Genomic DNA, 22997 nt, shown 5'->3' with positions numbered 1-22997 from the left:
ACACCACCGACGACATGACCCGAACGGGGATTTCCGTGAAAAGGTTCACCGCATGGCGACGGCGCCCCTGGGCGGGCTACGCCGTCGTGCTGGCGGCCCTCGCGGCGATCGGCGCCATCTACGCCGGCTTCTCGCCGCAGACCGACCGTGCTGAAGCGGCGAACGCGGCCCAGGCCGCCCAAGACCTGCAGAACGGCCGGCAGTTGTTCAACAACAACTGCGCCAGCTGCCACGGTCTGAACGCCGAGGGCACCAAGGACGCCAAGGGCAAGCCGATCGCGCCGAGCCTGATCGGCGTCGGCGCCGCATCCGTCGACTTCCAGGTCGCCACGGGCCGCATGCCCGCGATGAACCCTGGCGCGCAGATGCCGCGCAAGAAGCCGATCCCCGCCTTCGACACCTCGATCAAGACCGACTACGCCGAGCCGGAGAAGCGCGAGGCGGCCGAGAAGCAGAAGGCCGAGGCCGAGAAGAACCTGGCCGACCTGCGCGAGTACATCACCTCGCTCGGCGGCGGCCCGGCCGTGCCGCCCGCCTCGGCGGTCGACCCGAAGGGCGGCGACGTCGCGCTCGGCGGCAAGCTGTTCCGGACCAACTGCGCGCAGTGCCACAACTTCACCGGCCAGGGCGGCGCCCTGACCGGCGGCAAGTACGCGCCGCCGCTGTCGGAGAGCGACGTCACGCCCACCCAGATCTACGAGGCCATGCTGACCGGCCCGCAGGCGATGCCGGTGTTCAACGACACCACCCTCACCCCGAAGGACAAGCAGGCCATCATCGCCTACCTGGTCCAGACGCGTGAGGAGCCGAACCCCGGTGGCAACGGCCTCGGGCGCATCGGCCCGGTGTCGGAGGGCCTGGTCGGCTGGCTGGTCGGGATCGGCCTGATGGTCCTGGCGGCCATGTGGATCACTGCGAAGAAGCCGAAGAAGCTGAAGAAGTCATGAGCGACGAGACCAACGAGACGGCCGGCCCGGCGCGGCCGCACGGCGAGGGCGGCAAGCCCGAGCGCGTGATCGGCACGCCGGCGGGCGGCCAGCCGCTGCTGGGCGGCGGCGCCGAGGACGAGTACCCGGCCCCGGCGGGCGCGGGCGAGGAGCTGGACGAGAAGTCGGCCAAGAACGCCGAGCGGGCCGTCGCGGCCTTCTTCCTGCTGTCCTTCGTGGCCAGCGTGGTGTTCATCGCCTACTTCATCGGCTGGAGCGGCCGCAACGGCGGCATGCACGGCGTGCTGCGGGCCCGCGAGTCCAACTTCTGGCTCGGCGGCATGATGGCGCTGTCGTTCCTGGCGATGGCGGTCGGCGTCACCATCTGGGTGCGCCGGCTGATGACCAGCCGCCCGATCGTCCAGGAGCGGCACGAGTTCGTGGCCACCGAGGAGGTCCGGGCGGGCTTCGCCCAGGACTTCATGGAGGGCGCGGCGGACAGCGGCATCACCAAGCGCCCGCTGCTGCGCCGCACGCTGCTGCTCGCCGCGGCGCCGCTCGGCCTCGCGCCGCTGGTGCTGCTGCGCGACCTCGGCCCGCTGCCGGAGAAGCGGCTGCGGTCCACCTTCTGGGCCGACGCGGTCGAGAAGGCGCACAAGCAGGGGAAGAAGGGCGTCCGCCTGGTGGTGGACGGCACCAACCGGCCGCTGAAGGTCAGCGACTTCTCGACCCCGGGCGCGATGATCACCGTGCTGCCCGAGGGCATCGAGCACGACCTGCCCGAGACCGAGGTGCTCACCCAGACCGCCAAGGCGGTCACCATCCTCATCAACGTCCCCGCCGACCAGTTCAAGCCGGCCAAGGGGCGCGAGAACTGGCACGTCAACGGGATCGTGGCGTACTCCAAGATCTGCACGCACGTGGGCTGCCCGGCGGCCCTGTACGAGCAGACCACGCACCACATCCTGTGCCCGTGCCACCAGTCGACGTTCGACGCCACCGACGCGGCCAAGGTCGTGTTCGGCCCGGCGGCGCGTCCGCTGCCGCAGTTGCCGTTGGCCGTGGAGGACGGTTACCTCGTCGCGACGAGTGACTACCACGAGCCGATCGGCCCGAGCTTCTGGGAGCGCGGATGAGCGAGACCACGGCTCCGAAGGCGGTCGAGGGGACACTCGGTTTCCTCGACGAGCGGCTCGGTTCGACGACCTTCTTCAAGCGCAACGTGAAGAAGGTCTTCCCGGACCACTGGTCGTTCATGCTGGGCGAGATCGCCCTCTACTCCTTTGTCATCCTGCTGCTCACGGGCACCTTCCTCACGCTCTGGTTCAAGCCGAGCATGCTGGAGGTCGTCTACGAGGGCAGCTACACCAAGCTGAACGGTGTGAAGATGTCGGAGGCCTACGCCTCCACGCTGCACATCAGCTTCGACGTCCGCGGCGGCCTGCTCATGCGGCAGATCCACCACTGGGCGGCCATCTTGTTCATGGCGTCGATCATCGCGCACATGCTGCGGGTGTTCTTCACCGGCGCCTACCGCAAGCCGCGCGAGCTGAACTGGCTCATCGGCATCGGCATGTTCACGCTCGGCATGCTGGAGGGCCTGTTCGGGTACTCGCTGCCCGACGACCTGCTGTCGGGCACCGGCCTGCGCATCACCCAGGGCGTGGCCGAGGCGATCCCGCTGGTCGGCACCTACGTGTACATGTTCCTGTTCGGCGGGGAGTTCCCCGGCCAGGACATCGTGCCGCGCCTGTTCACCCTGCACGTGCTGCTGATCCCGGGCATCATCCTGGGGCTGGTCACCGCGCACATGATGATCATGTGGCACCAGAAGCACACCGCGATGCCGACGCAGAAGCAGACCGAGGACCAGGTCTACGGCTACCCCTTCTACCCGGTCTTCATGGCCAAGACGGGCGCCTACTTCCTGTTCACCTTCGGCGTGCTGGCGCTGCTCGGGGCGTTCGCGCAGATCAACCCGATCTGGCTGTTCGGCCCCTACGACCCGGGCGCGATCTCCTCGGCGTCCCAGCCGGACTGGTACATGGGCGTCCTGGAGGGCTCCCTGCGCCTCATGCCGAACTGGGAGATCACCGCGGTCGGGCACACGCTCAGCCTGAACGTGCTGATCCCGGCGCTGGTACCGCTCGGCATCGTGTTCGGCGGCGCGGCCGCGTGGCCGTTCCTGGAGCAGTGGGTCACCGGCGACAAGCGGCTGCACAACGTCAACGACCGGCCGCGCAACGCCCCGGTCCGCACCGGCATCGGCATGGCCGCGGTGACGTTCTACGGCCTGCTGTGGGTGGCCGGCGCCAACGACGTGGTCGCCGAGCGGTTCCACGTGTCGCTGTTCGCCACGACCTGGTTCTTCCGGGTCGCGATCTTCGTCGGGCCGGTGCTGGCGTACATCATCACCAAGCGCATGTGCCTCGGCCTGCAGCGCAGTGACGCCGCCACCATCGACCACGGCGTGGAGAGCGGCATCATCATGATGTCGCCGGACGGCAGGTACTCCGAGCGGCACGAGCCCGCCCGCCCGGAGGAGCGCCACGTGATCCTGAGCAAGGAGAACGCCCGCGCCGAGCGGCCCGCGGTGGACGCCAACGGCGTTCCGGCGCCGGGCAGCAAGGGCCCGGTCGGGCACCTGCGCTCGCGGCTCAACCAGGCCTGGAACTTCGACGACGTGCCGATCGAGGACAACGGCCACGACCACGGCCACGACGAGGTCGAGGGCGGCAAGGAGACCAAGCAGATCAGCCACTGATCCGCTGTTCGCCACGCGCGGGGCCCGTCACCGGAACACCGGTGACGGGCCCCGTCGCGTTCCCGCCCCGCCGCGGCCCCGGCGGAAGACGCCCGTATTGTGGGGGCCGATGACCAGGACGCTCGTGGTGACCAACGACTTCCCGCCCCGGCCGGGCGGCATCCAGGCGTTCGTGCACAACCTGGCGGTGCGCCGCCCGGCCGGGTCGGTGGTGGTCTACGCCCCCGCCTGGAAGGGCGCCGCCGCCTTCGACGCCGAGCAGCCCTTCCCGGTGGTGCGGCACCCGTCCTCGCTGATGCTGCCCGAACCCCGGGTGCTGCGCCGCGCCGCGCAGATCATGCGGTCCGAAGACTGCGGCTCGGTGCTGTTCGGCGCGTCTGCGCCGCTCGGGCTGCTGGCGCCCGCGCTGCGCCGGCATGGCGCGGAGCGGCTGGTCGGCATCACCCACGGGCACGAGGCGGGCTGGGCGTCGCTGCCGGGCGCGCGCGGGCTGCTGCGGCGGATCGGCGACGGCGTCGACGTGCTGACCTACCTGGGGGAGTACACCCGCTCCAGGATGGCGCGCGCGCTGTCGCCCCTCGCGGCGTCGCGGATGGCACGGCTCGCGCCCGGCGTGGATGAGACGCTCTTCCACCGGGGCGCCGGCGGCGCGCTCGTGCGCGAGCGGCACGGGCTGGGGGACCGGCCGGTGGTGGTGTGCGTGTCCCGGCTGGTGCCGCGCAAGGGGCAGGACGCCCTTCTGCACGCTTGGCCCCGGGTGCTGCGGGCCGTGCCGGACGCGGCGCTGCTGCTCGTCGGCGGCGGCCCGTACCGGCCGGAGCTGGAACGGCTGGCGGCCGGGCTGGACTCGGTGGTCTTCACCGGCAGCGTCCCCTGGGAGGAGCTGCCCGCCCATTACGACGCGGGCGACGTGTTCGCGATGCCGAGCCGCACCCGCCGCCGCGGCCTGGACGTCGAGGGGCTCGGCATCGTCTACCTGGAGGCGTCGGCGACCGGCCTGCCCGTCGTCGCGGGCGACTCGGGCGGCGCGCCCGACGCGGTGCTGGAGGGCGAGACCGGCGTCGTCGTCCCGGGGCGCTCGGTGCCCGCCCTCACCGCCGCGCTGGTCGGCCTGCTGACCGATCCCGGCAAGGCGCGCAAGATGGGCGAGCAGGGCCGCGCCTGGGTCGAGCGCGAGTGGCGCTGGGAGATCCAGGCCGCCCGTCTCGGCGCCCTGCTGGAGGGCTGATCACCGGCCCGTGGTCACCAGCTCGTGGTCACCAGCTCGTCGTGGCGAGCGCCATGGCGGCCAGCCGGAGCGGGCTCTTGCCCTTGGCGGTGCGGTGCACGTGCTTGCCGTAGTCGGCCGACCAGGCGAGCTTCCAGTTCCCCGGACCCGCCAGGTGGTGCAGGTTCACGTGCGTGATGTGCTGGCCCGCCGCGTAGACGTCCTTGTGCCGGGCCTTCATGCCGAGGGCCGAGCTCGTCTTGACGCGGGTGTCGTCGTGGGCCCCGATCAGCGTCCAGTCCGTCCCGCCCCGGCCCTGCGGGTTCGGGGAGGCGGCGAGCCAGCGCAGCAGGGCGCTGCCGGCGCGCAGGTCGGTGCACTGCCGGTAGCGCGCCGAGCAGGTGGTGCCCCGGAACGGGGTGCTGAGCGTGACGGCGTTGCGGACGCGCAGATAGGGCGGCCAGGCGGCGGACCTGCCGCCGTACTTGCGCACCCCCGCCAGCGCGGCGGCCGTGACCAGCCCGCCCATGGAGTGCGCGAGGACGTTCACGTACCTGCCCTGCCGGCTGTGGCGCAGGTAGATGTCCCAGGCGAGCCGGCGGCCGAGCTCCTTGACCGAGGTGTCGCGCCCGCCGTCGTACTTGCGGGTGCAGTTCCGGTCGCCCTTGTAGTAGCCCCACATGACCACGGGCCCGCGCAGGCCCTGCCCGCGCAGCTCGGGCGTGGCCTGCCGCCAGGCCGAGGCGCAGTCGGCGCCGCCGTCCCACTGCACCCCGTGGACGAGGTAGACGGGGTCGGCGGACCCGGCCGCGGCGGCGGGGACCGCGTGCAGGGCGGGGACGGCCGCGACAGCCGCGGTAAGGGCGGATACGGCCACGAAACGGCCCGGAACGCGCATGGAAGGTGATCTTAGAGGGGAAGCGGCGGCGGTTCGGCGGAATCACCGGGAAACGCGGCGGGAAAGGGAGTGAACGCTCCTGTCGTGGTGCGTATCGCACCTGCTCCCCGGGGTGGCAGGATGCCCTCATGGCGGACGTCGAGGGCGCGTGGACCCGGGTCTCCGGGGAGGCCGTGAACTGGCTGAACGAACTGGACCCCGAGCACTGCTACTCGGGCTTCGAACCGCCGCGCCGGCCGGACGCGGCGTGGCTGCTGCACGCCATGTACGTGTGGCAGGACGGGCTGGTCACCACCACTCATGACGATGTGTACCGGACGTTCCGGGCGGCGGGCCTGGCCGAGACCGGGCCGGGCGGCGAGCCGGAGGTGGGCGAGCTGCTGGAGGGCTCGGTCGTCACCGGCACCGAGCTCGGCCGCAGCGGCCATCCGGGGGAGGGGTGGCGGCGGCTGCGCTGGGCCGAGCTCGCCCGCGGGTTCGGCGAGCCGGTGGTGCCCGAGGGGGAGGCGCCGGGCAACCGCTGCCTGCGCCAGGCCCACCCGACCGGCAGCTGGTCGGCCGCGATCGAGCCGCCCGCCGAGGGCTGCCTGGACCGCGAGAGCTGGCACCGGCTGATGGCGCTGCTGGCCCGGCACAGCCCCGACGGCGCCGACACCGTGTGCCTGGCCTACTACTGTCCCCTGGTCACCGCGGACTGGGACGACAACACCGTGCTCAGCGGGCGGCTGATGGACGCGCCCGAGCTGTACGACCATCCGGAGATGTCCAGCTGCCCGTCGAACCTGTGGGCGGCCGACCGGTCCTGGGTCGTCTACTGCGACTGGGACCTGTGGGGCACCAAGGTGGTCGGGCCGGTGGCGCTCATCGAGGCGATGCTGGCCGATCCCGGCCTGGAGTGCCTGCGGCTGCCCTGGACGAGCTGAAGATCCCTGAATGTAGCGGTTCCGACGCCGGATCGTTGCCAGTGAACGCTGTGATGACAGGGTCCATAACTGGCTGTCAGAGGGGTTCGGATGCGCGCACGGGGGATCGTCGTGCTGCTGGTGGTGCTGGTCGCCGCCCTGACGGGCGGGGTGGTCGCTAGCTTCGCGATCTCGGGCCGGCGCGCGGCGCGCGGGCCGCAGCAGGTCGCGCAGGAGTACTTCGCCGCCTGGCGCCAGGGCTCCTTCACCAAAATGGCGCGGCTGGCGGACGCCCCGCCCGCCGACTTCGCCGATCAGCACCGGGCGCTGTCGCAGGGCCTGTCGGTGGTCTCGGTCGAGCTGCGGCCCGACCCGGTCGTCCAATCCGGCGCCGACCAGGCGCAGGCGTCCTTCCAGGTGTCCCGCGACCTGGCCGGGCACGGGACGTGGAGCTTTCGCGCCACGCTGCGGCTCGGCCGGGTGGACGGGCGGTGGAAGGTGCTCTGGTCGCCCGACACCCTCTACCCGGGCCTGAAGCGCCCGGCGACCTGGCGGCTCACCCGGGTCGAGGTGCCCGCGGTCGCCTTCGTCGCCGCCGACGGCAGGGCGCTGCCCGAGGGCGGGCTGCTGGACCCCTACCTGACCGAGCTCGGGGACCGGCTCGTCGAGGAGGGTGACGACGACGAGGCGGACGGCCACAGCGGATGGGCCGTGGAGGCCACCGAGGCGGGCGGCAAGCCGCAGCGGGTGAAGCTGCTGGCCGTCAAGCAGAGCGCCAGGCTGCGCACCACGATCGACCGGGACGTGCAGGCCGCCGCGGAGCGGGCCGTGCAGGGACGCCCGCAGCGGACCGCGATCGTGGCGCTGCGGCCGTCCACCGGGGCGGTGCTCGCGGTCGCCGACCAGCTCGGCGGGCAGGGCGCGTTCGTCGGCGGCTACCCGCCGGGCTCGACCTTCAAGGTCGTCACCGCCGGGGCGCTGATCGCGGACGGGATGGGCGCCGGGAGCGGCGCGGACTGCCCGGCGGGCGTCGTCGCCGCCCAGCGCACGATCCGCAACCACGAGGGCTCGGCGCTCGGCGCCACCACGCTGCGCGGCGCGTTCGCCCAGTCCTGCAACACCACCTTCGCGCGGCTGGCCGTCGACCGGCTCGGCGGCGGCAAGCTGGGGCGCGCCGCGAGCGCCTTCGGGTTCGGGGTGCGGCTGAAGCCGGGGACGGGCGCGGCGACCGGGGACTTCCCCGACCCCCGCAGCGGCGCCGAGCTGGCCGAGGCGTCCTTCGGGCAGGGCCGCGTGGTGGCCAGCCCGCTGATGATGGCGAGCGTCGCGGCCGCCGTCGCCGACGGCACCTGGCGTGCGCCGCGCCTGCTGGCCGCCAAGGACCTGCGCAAGGTCGGCGCCGAGCCGGGACCCGAGCGCGACGTGCCGGGCGCGGCGGCGCTGCGGGCGATGATGCGGGCCGTCGTCACCGAGGGCACCGCCGCCGGGGCGGGCCTGCCCGCCGGGACCGCCGGCAAGACCGGCACCGCCGAGTTCAGCGACAACGGCGATGCGCACGCCTGGTTCATCGGCTTCAAGGGGGACCTGGCCTTCGCGGTCTTCGCGGAGGCGGGCGGGTCGGGGCCGAAGGTCGCGGCCCCGATCGCCGCCCGCTTCCTGCGCGGTCTCTAGCGCCGGGACGCCAGCGCCAGCAGGGCGCCGCCGCCCAGCAGCGCGGCCAGCACCAGGGCGAGCGCGGCCAGGCCGTGCCCGGTGAGGGCCGCCGCGACCTGCGGGCCGAGGCTCGCGCCGACGAACAGCAGCGCGGTGAACAGCGACACCGCCGGGGCGCGGACCGCGCCCGCCCGCGAGCCGATCGTGTCGATCAGGCCGGGGGCGGCCGTGGCGATGCCGGCCGTGACGACCATGAGCAGCAGCGCCAGGAGCAGCGTGCCCGGGTGCAGCAGGCCGACCAGGGCCGTCCCGGCCGCCGCGGTGAACAGCGCGAGCGCGATCCGGCGCGGCCCGGGGACGCGGGCCAGGCGCGGGGTCAGGAAGGGGATCGCCAGGATCACCGGCAGCGCGCTCGCGCGCAGCTCGAGCAGCCCGGTGGTGCCGGTGAGCTGCAGCCCGGTGTAGACCGCCACGAACGAGCCGAGGACGACCGGCGTGGCCAGGTACAGCAGCCGCAGGCCCGGGGCGCGCACCAGCGTGGCCATGGCGCGGTAGGCCGCGAGCGGGGACGCGCCGGTGGAGGGCCCGTCGGGCAGCAGGGCCCAGCGCAGCGCGACGGCGGCGAGCGCGAACGCCCCCGCGCCGGCCAGGAAGAACGACCGCCAGCCGAGCGTGGCGACCAGGCCCTGCGCGGCGAGCTGGCCGAGGACGGCGGAGGCCAGGAACCCGGTGGTCATCGTGGTGACGGTGACCAGGCGGCGGTGCGGCTCGACGCGCTCGCCGATGTAGGCCATCGCGACCGGCGGGAACGCGCCGATCGTCAGCCCCTGCAGCGCGCGCAGCGCCAGGCCGGGGCCGGGGGAGCCGGCGAGGGCGACCAGGGCGGTGCTGACGGCGGTCGCGGCGACGCCGGCGACGATCACGCGGCGGCGGCCGAGCCGGTCCGACAGCGGGCCGAAGAGCAGGAAGCCGGCCGCGTAGCCGAACCCGAACGCGCTGACCAGCCAGGTCAGCCCGGCGGGCGGGGTGTGCCAGTCGGTGGCGACGGAGCCGAGCAGCGGGATCATCCCGTAGAGCTGGGAGGTGGCGAGCAGGGCGGTGACCGCGAGCACCGCGGCGGTGCGGCCGAAGGGGGCGAAGCCCGTGGTGGCAAGCGCTGCGGTGGCGGGCGCTGTGGTGGCAGGCGCGGTGGTGGGTGTGGTGGTGGTGACGGACGGGACGGGGGGAGCGGTGCGTGGTGCCATGGCCGGAAGCATGCCAACCAACCGGTTGGATGTCAACCAACTAGTTGGTCGCAGTTCCGGTATGCTGCCGCCATGTCCAGAAACGACGCCGCGTCCACCCGAGCCGCCTCCACCCGCGTCACCTCCACCCGAGTCGCCTCCACTAAAGAGGCCCTGCTGCACGCCGCCCGGGACGAGTTCGCCGAGCACGGCGTCGCCGGCGCCCGGGTCGACCGGATCGCCCGCCGCGCCGGCGTGAACAAGGAGCGCATCTACGGCTACTTCGGCAACAAGGAGAAGCTCTTCGACGCGGTGATGAAGCTCGCGCTCGACGAGTTCGCCGAGGTCACCGCCTCGCCCGCGGACGATCCGGCCGAGTACGTGGGCCGGCTGTTCGACTACTACCGCGAGCACCCCTCGCTGCTCCGCCTGCTGTCGTGGGAGGCCCTGCAGGGCCGCGACATGCAGCTGCCCGAGCAGCAGTGGCGGATGGACCTCTGCCAGGGCAAGCGCGACGCGCTGGCCGCCTCCCTCGGCCACGAGCCCTCCGACGAGGACGGGCGGCTGCTGCTCACGCTGAAGGCCCTGGCGATGATGCCGATGGCGATGCCGCAGCTCGCGACGCTGCTCGGGGTCTCGGTGGACGACCCCGGATCCGCCGCCGCGATGCGTGAACATGTCATGGCGTTCGCGCGTAGTGCCCTGGAGAACTCCGCCGCGGCCGCCCGGCCCTGACGGATTTCCGGCGCCATCCGGCACCAAAGCGGCCCTTGGGGCGTATGCTCCGGGATTGACGGGCGCGGCAGGAGCTGAGCGGGCTCCGGCGGCCGTGTCCGCACCGTCTCAGGGAACCTCCCGGCGTTCGCTCGCCCTCCGGCCTCTCCACAGGAGAGGGCATGGCGCGAAGCGACACCACGCATGATGCCTTTTGGGCGAAACCGTCCACCCGGCCGCGCAAGGCCGCCCGGCGGCAGCCGGAGCGGCGGCGGCCCCGGCGGCTCGGCGACGGCCCGTCCCGGACCCGGCGCCCACCCGCGCCGGACGCGGCCCGGCCGCGGGCACGGCGTTCCCGGGCACGGCCGCGCCGCTCGTCCGGCGCTGTCGACCGGCTGAGCACCGGCGCGTTCGTGCTGTCCGTCGTGATCGGCCTGGCCCTGCTGGCCGTGGTCGAGCGCGACCTGCTGGACGGCGGCACGATCGGCGCCACCGGCCCGGCGGGCGCCCGGCGCGGCCTGGCCGCGCAGCCCCGCCGCAAGACCGCCGCCCCCGAGCGCGGGCGCCCGCACCGGGCCGTCCCCGCGCCGGCCCGCACGCCCGCGCCCGCCGCCCCCGATCTGCGGGCCCTCACCGGCGAGGTGCGCACCCTCACCGTCGACGAGCGCGGCCCCGCCGCCCGCCAGGACTACGGCGCCGCCTCCGACCGGCCGCCGCTGGTGGAGATCGACCGCACCAGCGGCGACCGCGCCTGGGCGTTCGGCACCACCGCGGTCCCGGTCCCGGCGACCCGTACCGCCGCGCCGCAGACGGCCTTCTTCGCCGCCCGCTGGACGCCCGGCCGCTGGCGGATCGCCCTGTCGGGCACCCCGGCGTTCGGCGCGCTCACCGCGCGGATGCCGGTGTCGGTCATGTCGCCCGGCGAGGCCGCCGCGCTCCGCCGCTTCAGCGCCGTCACCGCGGCGCAGGCGGCCGCCGCGCTGGACGGCCGCGCCCCCGGCGACGGCCTGATGCTGCCCTGGGCCACCGGCGCGGCCTGGTCGCTGGACACCCCTTCCTCCGGCCGGCCGCTCGGCGTGCTCGCCTTCAGCGGCGGCGACGGCCGCGTCCGCGCCGCCGGCGACGGCCGCCTCTACCGCTTCTGCGGCGGCGGCCTCGTCATGGTCGTGCACGGCAGCGGCGTCGCCACCACCTACGACGGGCTGCGCGACGTCAGCCCGCTGCGCGGCGGCAGCGTGGTGCGGCGCGGCGACGTCCTCGGCCGCACCGGCACCGCCCGCCCCTGCGGCGGCGCCCCGGCCCGCCGCCCCGAGGTCGGCTTCGCGCTGCGGCGCGGCGCCGACGCCGTCCCGGTGGACGGCGCGCTGATCGGCGGCTGGACCTTCCACGAGCGCGCCCGCCCGCTGCTCGGCTATGCCGAGCGCGGCGACCTGCAGGCGCTTCCCGGCGGGCTGCTGGCCAACCTCGGGCCGGTGCCCGCGGGCACGCCGCCCCGCCCCGCGCCCGGCGAACGCCCGGCGCCCAAGGCGACCAAGACGAAGGAGTCCGAGAAGTGAAGACCCACAGCAGTGACGATCCGCTCGTGCCGGCCTGGGCGCTGCGCGCCGTGGTCATCGGCGCCCTCGCGGTGCTGGCCGGCGCGGCGACCCCGCCCGGCGCCGTCCTGGCGGCCGGCGCGCAGCGCTTCCTGTCCTTCTACGCGGGCGTGTTCACCCTGCTGGCGCTGACCGCCGCGGTGGTGGGCGGGCTGCTGGCCACCGAGCGGCTCGTCCTCGGCATCCGGCACCGGGTCCTCGCGCAGGGCGCGCACCGCGCCGCGTCGGTGCTGGCGGTGACGTTCGTCGTCGCGCACCTGCTGGTCAAGGTGCTCGGCGGCCTGGCCGCCCCGGCGCAGGCCGTGCTGCCCGGGACCGGCCCGGTCGGCCTCGGCGCGCTCGCCTTCGACCTGATGCTGGCGGTCGTGGCGACGGGCCTGCTGCGCGCCCGGTTCGCCGTCCGAGGCCGCCCCTGGGCGTGGCGGTCGATGCACGCGCTCGCCTACGTCTCCTGGCCGCTGGCGATCGGGCACGGCCTCACCGCCGGCCGCGCCGCCGCGCCCTGGGTCACCCTCTCCTACGTGCTGTGCCTGGCGGGCGTCGCGCTCGCCCTGCTCACCCGCATGATCGTGGTGGTGCGGCCGCGCGAGGTGCGGCGGGCCGGCGCGGGGATCGGCCCGCCCGCCGCCGTGCGCACCCGCGCCCCCGCGCGGGGCGCGGTGCGCACGCCGGCCGGCGAGGGCGAGACGGTGCGATGACCCGCGCGATCACCGTCGCCAACATCGGCGGCCCCCGGCTCACCCTCGGCTTCGAACGGTTCGAGCGGCTCGACCTGGACCGGCACCAGGCGGTGCACGGCCGGCTCAGCCTGCCGCCGCTGGACGACCTGGTGAAGATGTGCGAGCAGGTCGACATGCGCGGCCGCGGCGGCGCCGGGTTCCCCTTCGCCCGCAAGCTGCGGGCCGTCGCCGCCCGCGTCGTGCACCCCTCGGCGGACCAGGCCGGGCTGCTGCCGGGGGAGCGAGGCGAGACCCGCCGCCCCGCCGCGGACGCCGTCGTCGTCGTCAACGGCGCCGAGGGCGAGCCCGGCAGCCAGAAGGACAAGGTGCTGCTCGGCCGCGCTCCGCACCTGGTGCTGGACGGCGCGCAGATCGCCGCGTCCGCGCTCGGCACCCAGCGGATCGTGGTCGCGGTGGAGAGCGACGAGGCGGCCCGGTCGGTGCGCGCCGCGATCGGCGAGCGGCGGCTGGCGGCGCGCGTCGTCCGGCTCACCGAGCGGTTCATCTCCGGCGAGAGCGGCGCGGTGATCCGCGCGATCAACGGTGAGACGCCGATCCCGCCCGGCCGCAAGGTCCGCGCCGCCGCGTCCGGCGTGGACGGCTGCCCGACGCTGTTGTCCAACACCGAGACGTTCGCCCAGCTGGCGGTGCTGACCTCGCTCGGCCCCGACCTGTACGCCTCGGCCGGCACCGGCGAGGAGCCCGGCACCACGCTGCTCACGATCGGCGGCACCCAGGTCGTCGAGGCGCCCTATGGCACGCCGCTCGCCGCCGTGCTGGAGCACTGCGGCGTGCCGCCCGGGCCGGGCGTGCTCGTCGGCGGCTACCACGGGCAGTGGCTCGGCCCCGCCGGGGTGGGGCGCGCGGTGCTGTCGCGGGCGGGGATGAAGGCCGTCGGCGGCACCGTCGGCGCCGGGATCATCTTGCCGCTCGCCGAGGGCACCTGCCCGCTCGGCGAGGTCACCCGGATCGCCTCCTACCTCGCCGCGCAGTCGGCCGGGCAGTGCGGGCCGTGCCGGCTCGGCCTGCCCGACGTGGTCCGCGCCATGAACGCGCTGACCGACGGCTCGGGCAGCGCGGACGACGTCCGCCGCGCGGCCGGCATCGGCCGCGGCCGGGGCGCGTGCAGCCACCCCGACGGCACCGCCCGGTTCGTGCTGTCGGCGGTCGAGGCGTTCGCCGCCGACATCGAGGTCCACCGGGGCGGCGGCTCCTGCGGGCTGCCGGTGTTCGGCGTGCTGCCGCTGCCGGTCCCCGATGGCAGCGAGGGCCGCGTCGCCATCGACTGGAGCCGCTGCGACGGGCACGGCCTGTGCGCCTACCTGGTGCCCGAGCTGATCCAGCTCGACCGGTACGGCTTCCCGGTGGTGCTCGGCACCGACGTCCCGTCCTGGCTGGAAAAGGACGTCCAGCGTGCGGTCGCGATGTGCCCGGCGCTCGCGCTGCGGATGACCGGCGACCTTTCCGGGACACCCGCGCGCCGTTCCTGAGAGGCCGTAGAAAAAGAAAAGAGGTGAACCCGGGGCGACCCGTCCGCGTATTCCAGAGCGACCCGTCGAGGGTCGGATCGGAAAGCACGCGGAATGGAGGGAGAGGTCCCTTGGGAAAGTCCTACGGCATCGCCGGGCTGCGCTCCCTGCCCCGGGCCGCCGGCGGGCGGCTCATGCTCGCGGTGGCCGCGGCCGTCGCGGTCGTGGCCGCCGCGCTGGTGGTGCTGAGCCCCCCGGACGCGCCCGCCGACGGCCAGACCGAAGGGGGCGGGAACCGGACCCGGTGGGGGCCGCTGAGCGAGGAGGACCGGACCCTGCTGGTCAAGGTCCGCCAGGCCGGGCTGTGGGAGATGCCGGCCGGCCAGCAGGCCCAGCAGCGCGCGGCCAGCCCGCGGGTCAAGGAGGTCGCCGGGATGATCATGGAGCAGCACATGCGGCTGGACGCCGACACGCGGGCCACCGCGCAGCGGCTGAACGTGATCCTGCCGACCGAGCCCAACGCCGACCAGAAGGGCTGGCTGCGGGAGATGTCGGGCAAGTTCGGCGCCGACTACGACCGCACGTTCGTGCTGCGGCTGCGCGCCGCGCACGGCAAGGTCTTCGGCGTCATCGCGCTGGTCCGGGCGCATTCGAAGAACACCGAGATCCGGGCCTTCGCCGAGCGGGCCATGAAATTCGTCAACAACCACATGAGGCTGCTGGAAAGCACCGGGCTCGTCACCGATTCGGCCCTGCACTGACCCGTTTCCCGGCCCCTGTGCGAAAAGGAGATCTCCATGCTGAACACCAAGGGCGCCGCCGTGATCGTCCCGGCGCTGCTGCTGGTCGCCGCGGCGGCCGGGGCGCCGGCCGCCGCGGCCGTGCCCATGCGGCCGGGCGCCGCCGTCCTGGCCGGACCGACGCCCCCGCCCGACGACGGGACGAGCGGTACGGACGGCGATACCGGCCGCACGGACGACGGCCGGACGGCCGCCCCCGAGCCCAGCGGCTCCCCGAGTGCCGACGGCAATGGCAACGGCGACGGCGACCGCCGGGACGACCGGCGCGACCAGGGCGGCGAGCGGGGCGGCGGCCAGGAGGACCAGAACGACCAGGGCGACCAGGGCGGGCAGAACGGCCAGAGCAACCAGAACGGGAACCAGGGCGTCCAGCAGGTGATCAAGGAAGGTCCCGACGCCGGCGACTTCGCCGACATCCGCAGCGCCCCCCGCACGGCCGGGGCGCGGCCGAACGGCAGCGCCTCGCGCGGCTCGTTCACCTCGCGGTGCGGCCGCAACCAGAACGGCCACCACAACCCCGACAACTTCATCGTCGCGCCCGGGGTGTCCAACGGCGCGCACCACATCCACGACTACGTGGGCAACCTGACCACCGACGGGTTCTCCACCGACCAGAGCCTGGCGGCGGGCGGCACCACCTGCGCGCGCGGCGACCGGTCCGCCTACTTCTGGCCGGTACTGCGGCTGCGCGCCGGCCAGGACGGGTCCGGCCAGGCCGCGCAGAGCGCCAAGGACGGCAATGTCGGGAAGGTCGTCACCCCGCGGTCGGCGCGGATGCAGTTCCTCGGCAACCCCGGCTCCAAGGTCACCGCGATGCCGCGATTCATGCGGATCATCACCGGCGACGCCAAGGCCGGTACCAACGGCACCGCCAACGCCCACGCGCGGTGGACCTGCTCGGGCTTCGGCGACCGGGCCTTCACCGACAAGTACCCGCTCTGCCCCGGCGGGAGCCGGGTGACCCGCGTGCTGGACTTCCCGAGCTGCTGGGACGGCCGCAACACCGACAGCGCCAACCACCGCACCCACGTGGTGTTCCCCGACGGGCAGGGCCGCTGCCCGGGCGGCACGAAGGCGATCCCGCAGCTGCGCATGACGCTGGAGTACGACGTGCCCGCCAAGGCGCCGGCGTTCGCCGTCGACTCCTTCCCCGAGCAGGGCCACGACCCGGTGACCGACCACGCCGACTTCGAGAACGTGATGCCCGCCGGGCTGATGCGCCAGGTGGTCTCCTGCCTCAACGGGGGACGCGGCTGCTGAGCCCCGGCCGCCGCCCTCCGTAGGATCGGTGCCCATGAACATCGTGATCGCTGGAGGGCACGGGAAGATCGCACTGCGGCTGGCCCGGCTGCTCGCCGACCGGGGGGACACGGTGCTGAGCCTGATCCGCAATCCGGATCATGCCGGTGACGTGCGGGCGGCGGGGGCCGGGCCGATCGTGTGCGACCTGGAGAAGGAGACGGCCGGGCGGGTCGCCGAGGAGCTGGCCGGGGCGGACGCCGTGGTGTTCGCGGCGGGCGCCGGGCCGGGCAGCGGCACCGCCCGCAAGGACACCGTCGACCGGGGCGCGTCGGTGCTGCTGGCGGACGCGGCCGAGCGGGCGGGCGTCCGCCGGTTCGTGCAGATCTCGTCGATGGGCGCGGGCAGCCCGCCGCGCGCGGGCACCGACGAGGTCTGGGCCGCCTACGTCAAGGCCAAGGGGGAGGCCGAGGACGACCTGCGCGCCCGCGACCTGGACTGGCTGATCCTGCGGCCGGGCCGGCTCACCGACGACCCCGGCACCGGGAGGGTCGAGCTGCGCGACGGGGAGACCGGCCGCGGCGACGTCACCCGCGACGACACCGCCGCCGTCATCGCCGCGCTGCTGGCCGCGCCGGCGGTGAACCACCGGACGCTGGAGCTGATCGGCGGCGACGTGCCCGTCGCCGACGCCGTCGCCGCCCTCACCTAGAAAAGGACGTGGCCGCGCCGGAATGCCGGCGCGGCCACGTCACAGGGGTGCTGCGGTCAGGCGTACAGCTCGTCGATCTCGCCCGCGAAGTCCTTGATGACCGCGTGCCGGCGGACCTTCAGGCTCGGCGTCATGTGCCCGGCCTCCTCGCTGAAGTCCACCCCGAGGATCACGTACTTCTTGATCGCCTCGGCCTTGGACACCGACCTGTTGGCGTTGGCCACCGCGCCCTCGATCTCGGCGACCAGGTCGGGGTCGGTCCGCAGCTCCTCGACGGTCATCGCGGCGGGCTTGCCGTGCTGCTCCTTCCACGGGACGAGCGCCTCCTCGTCCAGCGTGATCAGCGCGCTGATGAACTTGCGCCCGTCGCCGACCACCAGGCACTGGCTGATCAGCGGGTTGGCGCGCAGCCGGTCCTCCAGCGGCGCCGGCGCGACGTTCTTGCCGCCCGCGGTGACCAGGATCTCCTTCTTGCGGCCGGTGATGCGCAGGTAGCCCTCGTCGTCGAGCGCGCCGAGGTCGCCGGTGTGGAACCAGCCGCCCTCCAGCGCCTCGGCGGTGGCGGACTCGTTGTTCCAGTAGCCCTTGAGCACGTTGATGCCCTTGACCAGCACCTCGCCGTCCTCGGCGATGCGGACGGTGACGCCGGGGATCGGCTTGCCCACGGTGCCGACCTTGATGGCGGTGGGCCGGTTCACCGACAGCGGCGCGGTGGTCTCGGTGAGGCCGTAGCCCTCCAGGATGATGATGCCGACGCCGCGGAAGAAGTGGCCGAGGCGCTCGCCGAGGGCGGCGCCGCCCGACACCGCGTACTGCACCTTGCCGCCGACGGCCTGGCGCAGCTTGCCGTAGACCAGCACGTCGAAGACCTTGTGCTTGAGCTTCAGCGGCAGCGACGGGCCGCCGGCCTCCAGCGCCTTGCTGTAGGCGATGGCGGTGTCGGCCGCGGCGGCGAAGATCTTGCCCTTGCCGCCGGCGATGGCCTTCTGCTCGGCGCCGTTGTAGACCTTCTCGAACACCCGCGGCACGGCCAGCAGGAACGTCGGCTGGTAGGAGGCCAGGTCGGGCAGCAGGCTCGGCACGTCGCTGTGGCCGAGGACGATGCCGCCCTCGATGCAGGCGACCTCGATCAGCCGGGCGAACACGTGCGCCAGCGGCAGGAACAGCAGCGTGGAGCTGCCCTCGACGGCGATCTCGGCGATGGCGCCCTGGATGGCGTTGCGCGAGGTCGCGACCAGGTTCCCGTGGGTGATCTCGCAGCCCTTGGGGCGGCCGGTGGTGCCGGAGGTGTAGACCAGGGTGGCCACGTCCGCGCCGGTGCGCACCCGGCGGCGCTCCTCGACCGCCTCGTCGGTGATCTCCGCGCCGCTCGCGGCCAGCGTCTCCACGTCGCCGGCGTCGATGCCCCAGACGTGCGCGAGGTCCGGGAGCTCCTCCCGGACCTCGGCGACGGCGGCCAGGTGCTTGTCGCCCTCGGCGAAGACCGCCACGGCGCCCGAGTCGCCGATGATCCACTGGATCTGCTCGGCCGAGGAGGTCTCGTAGATCGGCACCACGACCGCGCCGGCCGTCCAGATGGCGTAGTCGAGAACGGTCCATTCGTAGCGGGTGCTCGACAGCAGCGCGACGCGGTCGCCCGCCTGGACGCCGGCGGCCACCAGGCCCTTGGCCACGGCGGTCACCTCCGCGGCGAACTCGCTCGCGGTGACCGCGCGCCAGACGTCGCCGGACCGGCGGCGCAGCACGATCCGGCCGGGCTCGGAAGCGGCCCGGTCGAACGGCGCGTCGGTCAGATTGGCGGCGGCGGGCACCTCCACCATGGCGGGGACGCTGAACTCGCGCACGGCCACTCCTTGTTTGATCGCTGCACAGGGCGGGGAAGACGGTACAGGTTTCCCAATGGGAAATGGTACCCAAGCGGGGGTAAACCCCCTGCTGAACGGCTGTGTCTCGGGTCACTCGCGTGCCCTGCCGATACGGCCCTCACCTAGGCTGGGCCGCGTGCTGGAGATCATCGCGGTGACCGCGGCCGACGCGCGGGCGGCGCAGGAGGGCGGCGCGGACCGCATCGAGGTCGTCGCCGACATGGCCGCCGACGGGCTGACCCCCGACCCGGACCTGGTCGCCCGGATGAGGGACGTCACATCGCTGCCGATGCGGGTGATGCTGCGCGCCAACGCCGGGTTCGGCACCTCGGCCGCCGGGCTGGACCGGCTGCGGACCGCCGCCGGGGCGCTGCGCGAGGCGGGCGCCGACGGGTTCGTGTTCGGCTTCCTGGACTCCGCCGGGCACGTCGACGCGGCCGCCACCGCCGCGCTCGCCGCCGCGGTCGCGCCGCTGCCGTGGACGTTCCACCGCGCGCTGGACCACGCCGCCGACCCCGCGTCCGCCTGGGACGCCGTCCGCGGCCTCGGCCCGGACGCGGTCCTGACCGCCGGGTCGGCGCGCGGAGTGGAGGCGGGCCTGCCGCTGCTCGCCCGGCGCGCCGCGCCGGGCCCCGACGCGGCCGGGCTGCTCCTGGCCGGGGGAGGGCTGCGCCGCAGGCACGTCGCGGTGCTCGCCGCCGCGGGGATCACCGCCTTCCACGTGGGCACCGCGGTGCGCGCGGGCGGCTCCTGGGCCGCCCCCGCCGATCCCGCGCTGGTGGCCGAGTGGCGCGCCCTCGTCGCGGCCGCCGCCGGCGGCCGCCCCCGCCCGGCGGGCGATCCGCCCGCATCCCATTAGAGTCGGTTCATGCGGATCCATGTGGTGAGCGACGTGCACGGCCGCGCGGAGGCCCTGACACGCGCGGCGGACGGCGCGGACGCGCTCATCTGCCTGGGCGACCTGATCTTGTTCATCGACTACTCCGACCACGGCCAGGGCATCTTCCCCGAGCTGTTCGGGCAGGCCAACGCCGACCGGCTGATCGAGATGCGCACCCAGAAGCGCTTCGACGAGGCCCGCGCGTTCTCCCGCGAGCTGTGGGGGTCGCTGGAGGGCGACGCCTGGCCGCACATCGAGCGGGCCGTCCGCCGCCAGTACGCCGACCTGTTCGCGGCGATGCCCGCCCCGGCCTACCTCACCTACGGCAACGTCGACATCCCCGCCATGTGGCAGGACTACCTGCGCGAGGGGCACCGGGTGCTGGACGGCGAGGTCACCGAGATCGGCGGGCTGCGGTTCGGGTTCGTCGGCGGCGGCCTGCGCACCGAGTACCGCACCCCGAACGAGATCGACGACGCCGAGTACGCGGCCAAGGTCGAGGCGGTCGGCGCCGTCGACGTGCTGTGCTGCCACATCCCGCCCGCGGTGCCCGAGCTGCTGTACGACACCGTCGCGCGGCGCTTCGAGCGGGGCAGCCGGGCGGTGCTGGACCTGATCCACCGCACCCAGCCGCGGTACGTGCTGTTCGGGCACGTGCACCAGCCGCTCGCGCGGCGGATGCGCATCGGCCGCACCGAATGCGTGAACGTCGGCCACTTCCGGGCCTCCGGGGTGCCCTTCGCGCTGACGGTGTGAAAGATACTTCCAACAGGACTTCGCAGGACGAGCCGGAGGGACGGCGAGCATGGCGGACCGCACGAGTTCATCCATCACGATCGAGGCGGGCGCGCCCGAGATCATGGCGGTGATCGCCGATCTGGCGGCGTACCCGTCCTGGGCCAGCGGGATCAAGGAGATCCAGGTCCAGGAGACCCAGGAGGACGGCCGCGCCGCGCGGGTCCGGCTGACCTTCGACGGCGGCCCCTTCAGCGACACCGTCGGCCTCGCCTACACCTGGCACGGCGACGAGTCGGTGCACTGGGAACTGGTGGAGAAAGGGGCGGTCGTCACCGGGCTGCACGGTTCGTACACCCTCGGGGAGGGAACGGGCGGCACGGAGGTGACCTACGAACTGGCCGTGGACGTGCGCGTCCCCATGATCGGCATGGTGAAGCGCAAGGGCGAGAAGCGCATCATCGACTCGGCGCTCAAGGGGCTGAAGCGGCATGTCGAGGGCTGACGCGGTGCGCCGCGGCCCGCGCGGGGCGATAGCGTTTCACGCCGACGACGAACGGAAGAACCACCGATGACCGACCAGCAGCCGGGCGACGTCCTGGACGAGGCCGCCAAGCTCTTCGACGTGCTGCGCCGCAAGGTGGCCGGGGCCGCCGGCCGCGGCCCGGCCGGAGGCGGCGACGACGTGTGGGGCGCGGTGCTGACCGAGGACCCGCACATCGCCACCGGCGCGCCCGAGTGCCGCAACTGCCCGGTCTGCCGGGCCATCGCGCTGGCCCGCGAGTCCGGGCCCGACGTGGGCCGGCACGCCCGCGACGCGGCCCGCTCGCTGATGGCGGCGGGCCTGGACGTGGTGGCGGCGTTCGAACGGACCCGGGGCGGGACGCGCCGTCCCGGGCCGGGCGCGTCCCGGCCCGCGCCGGGTCCGGCCGCGCGCCGCGACCAGGGCGGCCCCTGGGCCTCCGCCACCGGCGGGGACCCCATCGACATCGGTTAGCCGGCAACGGCTGGAGGCGCCCCCGGGCGCCGCGAGGAGGAGGAAGCGTACATGGCCCTGACCATCGGCGTGGATGTGGGCGGGACGAAGGTGGCCGCCGGGGTCGTCGACGACCGGGGAACGATTCTGGAGCAGGTCCGGCGGCCGACGCCCTCCACCGACCCGCAGCAGACCGCCGAGGTCATCGCCGAGGTCGTCGACCTGCTGAAGGGCAAGTACGAGCAGGTCAGCGCGGTCGGCCTCGGCACCGCCGGGTTCGTCGACGAGACCCGCTCCACGGTGCTGTTCGCGCCCAACCTGGCCTGGCGCAACGAGCCGATCAAGCAGAAGGTCGAGGACCGGGTCGGGCTGCCGGTGGTCGTGGAGAACGACGGCAACGCCACCGCCTGGGGCGAGGCGCGCTTCGGCGCCGGCCGCGGCCACGACTTCGTCGTGCTGGTCACCCTCGGCACCGGCATCGGCGCCGGCATCATCATCGGCGGCGAGCTGTACCGGGGCCGGTTCGGCATCGGCGCCGAGGTCGGCCACTTCCGGGTGGTGCCCGACGGCCGCCGCTGCGGCTGCGGCAACCGCGGCTGCTGGGAGCAGTACGCCAGCGGCAACGCGCTGGTGCACGAGGCCCGCGAGCTCGCCCGCGTCTCCCCGGCGATGGCCGGGCGGCTGCTGGAGCTCGGCGAGGGCCGGCCCGAGGGGATCAGCGGCCCGGAGGTCACCCAGGCCGCCCGCGAGGGCGACGCGGCGGCGCTGGAGTGCTTCGGCACCGTGGCGGCGTGGGCCGGGCAGGGCCTGGCCGACCTCGCCGCGATCCTGGACCCGGGCCTGTTCGTCATCGGCGGCGGCCTGTCGGACGCCGGGGACCTGCTGCTGGACCCGGTCCGCGCCGCGTTCGAGCGGTCCCTCACCGGCCGCGGCCACCGGCCGACGCCGCAGATCCGCATCGCCGAGCTCGGCTCGGCCGCCGGCATCGTCGGCGCCGCCGACCTCGCCCGCCTCTGACGGGGGCGCGGTGACCGCGGTCCGGCTCGTCTCCTACAACGTCAGGTCGCTGCGCGACGACCCGGCCGCGGTGGCCCGGGTCGTCCGCGCCCTGGACCCCGACGTGCTCTGCCTGCAGGAGGTGCCGCGGTTCGGGCGGTGGTGGTTCCAGCGCCGCGCGCTCGCCCGCGCCTGCGGGATGCGGGTCGTCGCCGGGCGCCGCGCGTGCGGCCTGGCGGTGCTGGCCCGGCCCGGCGTCCGCCGGGCCGCCCGGGAGTTCCACCTGCTCAGCCGGGTGCCGGGGCTGCACCGCCGCGCCCTGGCCCTGGCGGTGCTGGAGCTGGACGGCGCCCGGCTGATCGCCGCGAGCACCCACCTGGACCTGGCCGACGAGCCGCGCCTCGCGCACACCCGGCAGATCCTGGCGCTGCTCGCCCGCGCCGGGCAGCGGCACGGCGCGCCGGTCGTGCTCGCCGGCGACATCAACGAGGAGCCCGGCGGCGCGTCCTGGACGCTGTTCACCGGGCACTTCCAGGACGGCCACGCGACCGCCCCGGCGGGGGAGGGGCTCACCTTCTCCGCCCGCGACCCGCGCCGCCGCATCGACGCGGTGTTCGCCGGCCCGGGCGTCGAGGTCGCCGGCTGCGGCGTCCCGGACGGGCCGGCCGCGTACTACGAGGCGGCCACCGACCACCGGCCGCTCCTGGCGGAGCTGCGGATCTGA

The 22997-nt window shown here is 74.5% G+C and carries 22 protein-coding genes; 19 read left to right on the top strand and 3 right to left on the bottom strand.

Going from position 1 to position 22997, the window contains the following annotated elements:
- Positions 1-35 precede the first annotated feature (35 nt).
- The 4 genes from qcrC (at position 36) to ACRB68_RS02570 (ending at position 4918) form a co-directional block, all read left to right on the top strand.
- Positions 36-947, top strand: coding sequence for a cytochrome bc1 complex diheme cytochrome c subunit (gene qcrC / locus ACRB68_RS02585; RefSeq protein ID WP_328593658.1), 912 nt, complete (start codon positions 36-38; stop codon positions 945-947).
- Positions 944-2062, top strand: a complete 1119-nt coding sequence (gene qcrA, locus ACRB68_RS02580; RefSeq protein ID WP_153530659.1) for a cytochrome bc1 complex Rieske iron-sulfur subunit — start codon at positions 944-946, stop codon at positions 2060-2062. Before qcrC ends, qcrA begins: the two co-directional genes overlap by 4 nt.
- Positions 2059-3690 carry a cytochrome bc1 complex cytochrome b subunit gene (gene qcrB, locus ACRB68_RS02575; protein WP_153530658.1) on the top strand — a complete coding sequence of 544 codons (1632 nt, stop codon included), beginning with the start codon at positions 2059-2061 and terminating at the stop codon, positions 3688-3690. The genes qcrA and qcrB overlap by 4 nt, the downstream gene beginning before the upstream one ends.
- Positions 3691-3799: 109 nt before the next feature.
- Complete coding sequence (locus tag ACRB68_RS02570) at positions 3800-4918, top strand: glycosyltransferase family 4 protein (RefSeq protein WP_153530657.1); 1119 nt, start codon at positions 3800-3802, stop codon at positions 4916-4918.
- Between the two features lie 28 nt (positions 4919-4946).
- Here ACRB68_RS02570 and ACRB68_RS02565 read toward each other — a convergent pair whose 3' ends face one another.
- Positions 4947-5795 (bottom strand): alpha/beta hydrolase, encoded by an 849-nt coding sequence (locus ACRB68_RS02565; protein ID WP_153530656.1) that lies wholly within the window; start codon positions 5793-5795, stop codon positions 4947-4949.
- Between the two features lie 128 nt (positions 5796-5923).
- Here ACRB68_RS02565 and ACRB68_RS02560 point away from each other — a divergent pair, with 128 nt between their 5' ends.
- Positions 5924-6718: a hypothetical protein gene (locus ACRB68_RS02560; protein ID WP_153530655.1), complete on the top strand. Its 795-nt coding sequence runs from the start codon at positions 5924-5926 to the stop codon at positions 6716-6718.
- A gap of 90 nt (positions 6719-6808) precedes the next feature.
- Positions 6809-8368, top strand: a complete 1560-nt coding sequence (locus ACRB68_RS02555) for a penicillin-binding transpeptidase domain-containing protein (protein WP_153530654.1) — start codon at positions 6809-6811, stop codon at positions 8366-8368.
- Here the strand turns inward: ACRB68_RS02555 and ACRB68_RS02550 are convergent.
- On the bottom strand, positions 8365-9594 hold the full coding sequence (locus ACRB68_RS02550; protein ID WP_153530653.1) for an MFS transporter: 1230 nt from the start codon (positions 9592-9594) through the stop codon (positions 8365-8367). The genes ACRB68_RS02555 and ACRB68_RS02550 overlap by 4 nt on opposite strands.
- 72 nt (positions 9595-9666) lie before the next feature.
- On the opposite strand from ACRB68_RS02550, the gene ACRB68_RS02545 reads away from it, so the two are divergent.
- The 7 genes from ACRB68_RS02545 (at position 9667) to ACRB68_RS02515 (ending at position 16821) form a co-directional block, all read left to right on the top strand.
- Entirely contained in the window at positions 9667-10308 is a 642-nt protein-coding gene (locus tag ACRB68_RS02545; RefSeq protein WP_153530652.1) for a TetR/AcrR family transcriptional regulator, read from the top strand.
- A 161-nt stretch (positions 10309-10469) separates the two neighbouring features.
- Positions 10470-11843, top strand: a complete 1374-nt coding sequence (locus ACRB68_RS02540; RefSeq protein WP_153530651.1) for a M23 family metallopeptidase — start codon at positions 10470-10472, stop codon at positions 11841-11843.
- The gene (locus ACRB68_RS02535) at positions 11840-12580 is read left to right on the top strand and encodes a hypothetical protein (protein WP_153530650.1); all 741 of its coding nucleotides are present in this window, start codon (positions 11840-11842) and stop codon (positions 12578-12580) included. The genes ACRB68_RS02540 and ACRB68_RS02535 overlap by 4 nt, the downstream gene beginning before the upstream one ends.
- Positions 12577-14091, top strand: coding sequence for an NADH-quinone oxidoreductase subunit NuoF family protein (locus ACRB68_RS02530; RefSeq protein WP_153530649.1), 1515 nt, complete (start codon positions 12577-12579; stop codon positions 14089-14091). The genes ACRB68_RS02535 and ACRB68_RS02530 overlap by 4 nt, the downstream gene beginning before the upstream one ends.
- A gap of 110 nt (positions 14092-14201) precedes the next feature.
- A complete protein-coding gene (locus ACRB68_RS02525; RefSeq protein ID WP_235958710.1) occupies positions 14202-14831 on the top strand; it encodes a DUF4142 domain-containing protein in 630 nt (209 codons plus the stop codon).
- A gap of 36 nt (positions 14832-14867) precedes the next feature.
- On the top strand, positions 14868-16130 hold the full coding sequence (locus ACRB68_RS02520) for a DUF1996 domain-containing protein (RefSeq protein ID WP_153530648.1): 1263 nt from the start codon (positions 14868-14870) through the stop codon (positions 16128-16130).
- A 34-nt stretch (positions 16131-16164) separates the two neighbouring features.
- A complete protein-coding gene (locus ACRB68_RS02515; RefSeq protein ID WP_153530647.1) occupies positions 16165-16821 on the top strand; it encodes an SDR family oxidoreductase in 657 nt (218 codons plus the stop codon).
- A 56-nt stretch (positions 16822-16877) separates the two neighbouring features.
- Here the strand turns inward: ACRB68_RS02515 and ACRB68_RS02510 are convergent, their stop codons facing one another.
- The gene (locus ACRB68_RS02510; protein WP_328593657.1) at positions 16878-18665 is read right to left on the bottom strand and encodes an AMP-dependent synthetase/ligase; all 1788 of its coding nucleotides are present in this window, start codon (positions 18663-18665) and stop codon (positions 16878-16880) included.
- A gap of 157 nt (positions 18666-18822) precedes the next feature.
- Between ACRB68_RS02510 and ACRB68_RS02505 the strand changes: the two genes are divergently transcribed.
- The 6 genes from ACRB68_RS02505 to ACRB68_RS02480 all read left to right on the top strand — a co-directional run bounded on the left by ACRB68_RS02505 (position 18823) and on the right by ACRB68_RS02480 (position 22997).
- Complete coding sequence (locus ACRB68_RS02505) at positions 18823-19545, top strand: copper homeostasis protein CutC (RefSeq protein ID WP_328593656.1); 723 nt, start codon at positions 18823-18825, stop codon at positions 19543-19545.
- Between the two features lie 9 nt (positions 19546-19554).
- Positions 19555-20322 (top strand): metallophosphoesterase family protein, encoded by a 768-nt coding sequence (locus ACRB68_RS02500; RefSeq protein WP_153530645.1) that lies wholly within the window; start codon positions 19555-19557, stop codon positions 20320-20322.
- Positions 20323-20371: 49 nt separating this feature from the next.
- Complete coding sequence (locus ACRB68_RS02495; protein ID WP_153530644.1) at positions 20372-20806, top strand: SRPBCC family protein; 435 nt, start codon at positions 20372-20374, stop codon at positions 20804-20806.
- Between the two features lie 66 nt (positions 20807-20872).
- On the top strand, positions 20873-21298 hold the full coding sequence (locus tag ACRB68_RS02490) for a hypothetical protein (RefSeq protein WP_153530643.1): 426 nt from the start codon (positions 20873-20875) through the stop codon (positions 21296-21298).
- A gap of 51 nt (positions 21299-21349) precedes the next feature.
- Positions 21350-22294 carry an ROK family glucokinase gene (locus ACRB68_RS02485; protein ID WP_153530642.1) on the top strand — a complete coding sequence of 315 codons (945 nt, stop codon included), beginning with the start codon at positions 21350-21352 and terminating at the stop codon, positions 22292-22294.
- A gap of 10 nt (positions 22295-22304) precedes the next feature.
- The gene (locus tag ACRB68_RS02480; protein ID WP_328593655.1) at positions 22305-22997 is read left to right on the top strand and encodes an endonuclease/exonuclease/phosphatase family protein; all 693 of its coding nucleotides are present in this window, start codon (positions 22305-22307) and stop codon (positions 22995-22997) included.

The organism is Actinomadura macrotermitis (assembly GCF_009604375.1).
GTDB lineage: Bacteria > Actinomycetota > Actinomycetes > Streptosporangiales > Streptosporangiaceae > Spirillospora > Spirillospora macrotermitis.
Note: the sequence above shows the minus strand (reverse complement) of the source record. Positions and strands in the feature narration are given on the sequence as shown.